Source organism: Bacteroides sp. UBA939, from assembly GCF_002293435.1.
Classification (GTDB): Bacteria; Bacteroidota; Bacteroidia; order Bacteroidales; family Bacteroidaceae; genus Bacteroides.
Genome location: NZ_DBDF01000039.1, coordinates 9,640 through 16,400, shown reverse-complemented (window position 1 = coordinate 16,400; position 6,761 = coordinate 9,640). Strand labels below are relative to the sequence as shown.

General features: G+C 44.2%; 3 protein-coding genes. All 3 read right to left on the bottom strand.

Going from position 1 to position 6,761, the window contains the following annotated elements; translation table 11 throughout:
- Window positions 1-272 precede the first annotated feature (272 nt).
- The 3 genes from B2Z67_RS02895 to B2Z67_RS02885 all read right to left on the bottom strand — a co-directional run bounded on the left by B2Z67_RS02895 (window position 273) and on the right by B2Z67_RS02885 (window position 6,605).
- On the bottom strand, window positions 273-4,502 hold the full coding sequence (locus B2Z67_RS02895; protein WP_291528318.1) for a hybrid sensor histidine kinase/response regulator transcription factor: 4,230 nt from the start codon (window positions 4,500-4,502) through the stop codon (window positions 273-275).
- Between the two features lie 127 nt (window positions 4,503-4,629).
- Window positions 4,630-5,727, bottom strand: a complete 1,098-nt coding sequence (locus B2Z67_RS02890; RefSeq protein WP_291528317.1) for a glycosyltransferase family 1 protein — start codon at window positions 5,725-5,727, stop codon at window positions 4,630-4,632.
- A 2-nt stretch (window positions 5,728-5,729) separates the two neighbouring features.
- Window positions 5,730-6,605 (bottom strand): glycosyltransferase family 2 protein, encoded by an 876-nt coding sequence (locus B2Z67_RS02885; RefSeq protein ID WP_291528316.1) that lies wholly within the window; start codon window positions 6,603-6,605, stop codon window positions 5,730-5,732.
- Window positions 6,606-6,761: the final 156 nt, after the last annotated feature.

Here is a 6,761-nt window from a genome sequence, read left to right as displayed (position 1 = left end):
CCCCGAAGGGGGGAGGTGGTAGGTAAAACAAATACCTATTAATCATAAATCTAAGGAATTCTTCTTCTCCTACCACCTCCCCCTACGGGTACTCCTCCTCCCGGGAGGAGGAGAATAGAGATACTCTCAATAATCATTATAGAGATACTTCTGATATTCAAATAGAGATACTACTGATAATCAATAATATAAATGAAGTGCGAGATTTTATTCAAAATTCAACTCAACTCTCAACTTTCAACTCTCAACTTTCTGCTCTCAACTTTCAACTTTCAATCTTCAATCTTCCGATTCAACTTTCTAACTTTTCGCTTCTCCGACTTGGCAGCCTTCAAATGCTCCTCCATATAGGTTGTCGGAGTGATACCATACAACTCCTTGAATGCCGTAGAGAAATAAGTTACGTTTGCAAACCCCGTCTGCATTGCCACCTCGCTGATGCTGTGGCGCTTATCATTCAACAGTGTTGCCGCCTGCTTTAGCCTGATGTTGCGTATCAGGTCGCGGGTAGATTGATTAGTAAGCTCCTTCAGCTTGCGGTGGAGATGCACGCGACTGATACCCACTTCGGTGGCTATCATCTCCACATTCAAATCGGGATTGCTCAGATTCTCATTGATAATCTTCATTACCTTATTCAGCAGCTTGTCATCCGGCGACGGCACATTCAGTTTCTGTAGTCTGTCCTCCTGTATCTGGTTTCCACTGAAACTGTTGCGCATCACCTCACGGCTCTTGATAAGGTTCAGAGCTGTTTTTCTCAATACCTCAATGTTGAACGGCTTAACGATATACGCATCGGCGCCATGTCCCAAACCCTCCAGCTTATCCTCTTCCCTCGACTTGGCGGTGAGCAGAATAACAGGTACATGGTTTACGGTTACATTCTGTTTTATCTTCCGGCAAAGGGTCAGACCATCCATTTCAGCCATCATGATATCACTGATAACGAGTTCCGGCGCTTTTTTGCAGGATAGCAGCCAAGCCAGCGCATCTTTTCCGTTGGTGAACTCGTGCATGTGGAAGTCGCTTGCCAGTTCCCGGCAGATGTATTTCCGTATTTCTTCATCATCTTCTACAACTACAACGTTGTGTTTTGTTTTGGAACGCACTTTCCCATCTTCGTTCTCGGCAGGCGAAAGCACAGGTGTGGCATCATGTATGGAATCGTAGTTGTGGGTCGGATTCTCATCAATCTCTTCTTTCGTCAGGTGTGCTTTACCCAAGGGAAGGCGCATTGTGAAGCGCGAACCGGGCTTTCCTGTATTGTTCTCGACCAGTATTATTCCGTGATGCAACTCTGTTAGCGAACGGCTCAGGTGCAGACCGATGCCGGTACCTACATTAGAGTTGTTATGGCTGTTGCGGATTTGATAGAAACGTTCAAAGATTCGTCCTATCTCTGCCGGTTCAATTCCGATGCCGCTATCCTCTACTACTATCTCAAAGTAATGCCGCAGGGCTTTGGAGGTATTCAGGTCTTCGCCCGTGCGCAGGTAAATATTGATTTCGCCGTTCTTCGGGGTAAACTTGAAGGCATTGGAAAGTATGTTCAGGATAACCTTGTCGAAGTTCTTCGGGTCTATCCATGCCGGTAGCTTCTCCATGTCGGGTTGGAAGTTCAGGGTGATGTGTTTAGTCTTTGCCTGGTACTCGAAGGTATAGTACAAATCGCGGACGAACCCCACGATGTCCATCTCCTGAAACTTAAGAGCCATTTGTCCTTTGTCTATCTTGCGGATGTCCATCAGTTGGTTTACCAGGCGGAGTATGCGTTCTGCATTCCGGTAGATGGTGTGATAGTTCTTCTGCCGTTCTTTCTCTTTGTCCGTGGCCATCAGCTTTTGTAGCGGACTGATGATGAGAGACATCGGCGTACGTATCTCATGGGATATATTGATAAAGAATTGCAGTTTCGCTTCATTGATTTGTTCGGCATGAATGTGTTCCATGATTTCCTGGCGGGCGCGGTAGCGGTGGCGCACTTGCATGATGATTACATAAATGATGCCCAGTGCGAGGATAATATATATCAGCTTAGCCCACCCGGACGCATACCAGGCAGGAAAGATAATAACGGTTATCTCTTTCGTATCGGAGTAGGAGTTATAGTCCTTCGCCTTCACCTGGAATGTGTAAGTACCCGGAGACAGGTTGCTGAACGAAACCCGGTTTGTACCTTGTTGCAGGCTGACCCAGTTTGAATTGCCGAGCGAATACATGTAAGTGATTCGTTCCGGACTGTAGAATTCCATGGCAGAGAACTCAATACTGAAGGAATTGTCTTTATGAGATAACCGGAAGAGGTCAGCATCCATGATTGTTGTGTCTACAATGTCATAACTTCCGGACTTCATTCCTTTCGTGACGGTCTTTTCATGAATACTGAAGTCTGTAATCCGTATTTCCGGTTTCGTATTGGGATTGGTTATTTCCTGCGGATTGAAATAGGTAATACCGTTGGTTCCGCCAAATATGATTTCTCTCGTGGGGCTGGTAAAGCCGGCTCCTTTACTGAACTCATTGCCCTGCAATCCGTCGTTGGCATAGAAATTGATGAAACTATGGTTCTGCAGATTATAACGGCTGATTCCGTAACCGGTACTGATCCAGAGATAACCGTTGTCGTCTCCCTGGATAGAACAAATGAGGTTGCTGGGTAAACCGTCTTCTATGGTGTATTCGCGGATGTCCATTGTTTGGGGATTCAGATGGCTTAAGCCTTTGGACGTGCCAATCCAAATGCCACCTGTGTGGTCTTCGTACAGGGCATGGACAACTTCGTCGGGTAATATCCTTTTTGTTCTGAGGGCAGTATTGAAGTTCATTTTCTTTATATCCAGGCAAGCCAGGCCGTCGTATGTTCCTATATATAGCTTGTCGTCGGCAGTATGTAGCAGACAATTGATCCACGCATTGGGCAGCATTTCCGGTTTGCTCCATTCGTCTACGGTTTCGGGGATAGGGAAGAGGTTGATTTTACCTGTATTAAGGTTCATGTAGAAGATACCGTGTCCCATTGTTCCTATCCACAGGTTCTTATTATTGTCTTCGGCAAAGCAATAGACGTTTTGTACCTGGTTTGATTTGTAGTCTACCAAGTTGATATAAGTACACTCCCCGGTTTTGGTATTCATCCTGGCCATACCGTTCAGGTATGAGCCTATCCACAGGTTGTGGTTAGAATCTTCGTAAATGCTCATTATGGTGGAGGGAACAGAGCGTGGATTTCCTGTAGATGTGAAATGAGCGCTTTGTGTACCGTCGGGAGAGATGCCATAGATTCCGTCGCCATCCGTACCTACCCATACAGTTCCGCTGTGGTCTTTGAAAACAGACATCACGCAACTTGAGCCGATGATATTGCTGACGGATGATTTGTAACCTGTATATTTGAATTCATTGGACGTAGCCGGGAGTATCATGACGCCTTTCTGGTAGAAGCCCAACCAGGTATTGCCTAATTTGTCTTTCAGTATGGAGTGTACTTTGGCTTTATTCAGGTTGAAGGCTGTAACGCTGGAGTTGCTGTCCCGTATTTTTTTGTCCTGGATATTGTAGATTTTGATACCGTTTCCGTCCGTGCCGATATAAATCTCATCTTGTTCGGTTGGGTACAAGGCTTTAATGGGGAAGTTGGGAATTGCGTCGTAATACAGGGTAGATGTTTCTTTGTAGGCAGTGACGATATGAATCTCCTCTTGTCCGGTTTCGTATGCAACTTTAATGGAGTGCTTGGGAATTGAGTCGTATATAATAGGAGTAAATGTTTCCTTTACGTAGTTATATTGAAATAATCCCTTCTGCATGCTTCCCATATAGAGATTGCCGTATTTATCTTCGCAAATGCCGGAAATGGTATTCCATGCTATTCCTTTTTCGCTCAGGTATTGTTTCTGTTGGTTATTCCGGTCTATCCGGAATATGCCGTTATCGCCGGTGGTTACCCACAGGAAGCCTTGCTGGTCTTCGTACAGGCAAGTGATGATGTCACTTGGAATGTTTCGTGGTAATTGCCTGACGACCATGTTGCCGTCGTCTTGTGTCTCTAATAAAAACAGGCTGTGCCCTGAGGTTCCGACGAGTATTTCTCCGTTCTTACGTTCAATAACGGCAGAGATGTTGGCCTCTATCTTAATCCCGTTAATAAGCTCCATGGGGATGGTGATGAATTGTGCCGTTTCGTGGTCATAGATTTGCAGTCCCTTCAGGCTTCCGACAAAGAGTCGTTTCCGGCTGTCTTCGTAAAGCACTCGCACATAGTTGTTCAATAATGAATGGGGGTTTTCTTTATCGTGCTTGTACACCGTGAATTTAGCCCCATCGTACCGGTTCAACCCGTCTTCTGTTGCAATCCATATTATTTCATCGTGGTCTTGGAAGACTTTATTAATCATACTGCTTGATAATTCTTTATCGGCAGTAAACATTCTGCCTTCCTGGGCATAACTCATGCTACTGAATAAGAGCAAATAGATAAGATATAGTGCTGTATTTTTCATATACTATAAGTTTACACTATGCAAATATAAGTAATATTCTTTATATATTGAACTTTTGTATATTTGTTTTCGTATATGCGCACATGCGCATGCGTGTGCGATAAACAGAATTACCTCATGAGGGCAATCAGTGCGTCTCCCAAAATCCCAGGTATTGGCGGGCTACTTTGATGTAGTTATGATGTTTGTTTACGTATTCAATGCTTTGTGCAGATAAGTCGGGAATACGTTCCTTATGCAGGACTATATCTTCCAATTTCCGGTAAATATCCTGTTCGTCCGGCAAGATGTTGATGATGGGGCGAAGTTCCGTTTCGTTAATGATTTTGTAATTTTCCGGTTCGCCTCCTCCTACTACGGTTACCCCTTTTGCCATGGCAAGCAGTGAATTCATAGAGGGAGTATAAGAATACAGTTGGTCTAACTGGACGTCGGCGTCATCCATCAGTTGCTGATAGCGGGCATAGGGCACATCGTGTACTTCGGTGATACGGCAAAGATTGGGATACTTGCGCTGTACTGCTTGCAGGACGGGGAGCATCACATCAGTACCTTTCAAATTACTACGTGCCGACTGAATACCGATAAAGAAATTCAGGATCTCCGGCACACTGCGAACCCGGGACGTTATTTCCCGCAAATCAATGGGTAGAGGAATGAAGGCTGTTTTCTCCGGGAAGTGAGGTAGATAAGAAACATGATATTCCCAAAGGCAGGCAATTATGCCGTTACAACTCTTCGCGATAATTTGATTAGCTTTAGCAGTGCCACCGTACAAGCATTCTTGTATCTCTGTCCGATTCTCCGGAGTATCTCTATACTTATCTCCTATCTTGAAGTCGGAATAACGAAAGATATCAGTCTCCATACATGCCTTTGCATAATAATAGTCAGTTCCAAAAGCTCCCAAAAAGACTTTCTTATTATGGCGTCTCAAGTAATGATAAACAGGTAAAGCGCGTTCCGAACGGATGCGAAGAAAATAGGGGTGCGTAATTTGTACCACATCATATCCACGGAATTCAGGAAGATGATACAATATACGGCACATACATCCGATCCCGTCCATGAAACTGTTTGTCGGGCGATTCAAGGATATATCATACGAGTATTTTCGCCAGCCATTATCACTGGCTGCCGTACGGACTTCATGCCCTAAAGCACGCAATCCTTCTGCTAAGTTCCAATGCAAATTACTACATTCCCCAATCAGTAATATTCTCATACCTAAACAAAGAAATTGATAATGATGCGAGCTATCCGATATTTCCAGGTATAATCAGCTTTAGATAACGGAAGAAAACCCTCAGACTTCAAAGCTTTAAATTTCTTCTGCAATTCCGGACTCCGGTTTCGCAAAAGTAATCGGATATAATCAATAGTCAAGAAACTCAAACGCCGTTTTACCCCCATGGTTTTCTCAGACTCCAACCCTTCAGCGGCTTCAACAGAAAGGTACAAGTCTTTCATACGGTGAAGCATTTTATGAAAATCGGTCAATCGTCGCAAACGCATCTCCAAAGAACGTTGCCGAGTGATGGAAGACGGATTTATGTAATAGCCATAGAAATGCCCATTCGTAACCACCGTTGTGCTTGCCCGGCAATATGCTTTTACCAGAAAGTCTTCATCCTCATGATAACATTCCTCCGCGAAGGTAATATCATGATCGTTCAAGAACCGGCGACGAAAGAAATGCCCGCAAGCGCTACCGGTAAAGTTCTGACTCTCTAAATACTCTGCTCCGGATTCATATGTTATCCAAAAAAGAATAGAAAAATGAGGTTTAAAAGCTTTTTCCTTGACCTTGCACATCTTGAACGAGAAGACGTCCGGATGTTCCGACATTAAATGAGGAATACATTGGGTAAAACCCGGTAAGAGATAATCGTCCGCATCTACAAACATCAGATAAGTGCCTGTCGCCTGGCGCATGCCTTTATTGCGGGCAGCTCCCAAGCCTTTTCCGTCGTCATCCGTCACTATGAGTTCATAAGTTTCCTTTTCCATACCTTGCCGTTGGATGGAATCAAGGCATCGTTGTAAAAGCACCGGATCCGCCTTGCCGAAAAAGGGAATGATTATACTTATATAAGGTTGCATGCGACAAATATACAGAAAATCCTCCCTCGACTTCACAGCCAAAGAAGGATTTTCAAGGAAAAGACACTAAAAAAGTTATTTGGAAATATGTAAGTAGCTGTTCATAATTAGTTTATACTATCATTTTTTAGACGCGGATCTCTTTTTATCTTCCGG

Bases quoted from the DNA above. Each gene is read 5' to 3' on its own strand.
- B2Z67_RS02895 (WP_291528318.1), bottom strand. From the start codon at position 4,502: ATGAAAAATACAGCACTATATCTTATCTATTTGCTCTTATTCAGTAGC.
- B2Z67_RS02890 (WP_291528317.1), bottom strand. From the start codon at position 5,727: ATGAGAATATTACTGATTGGGGAATGTAGTAATTTGCATTGGAACTTA.
- B2Z67_RS02885 (WP_291528316.1), bottom strand. From the start codon at position 6,605: ATGCAACCTTATATAAGTATAATCATTCCCTTTTTCGGCAAGGCGGAT.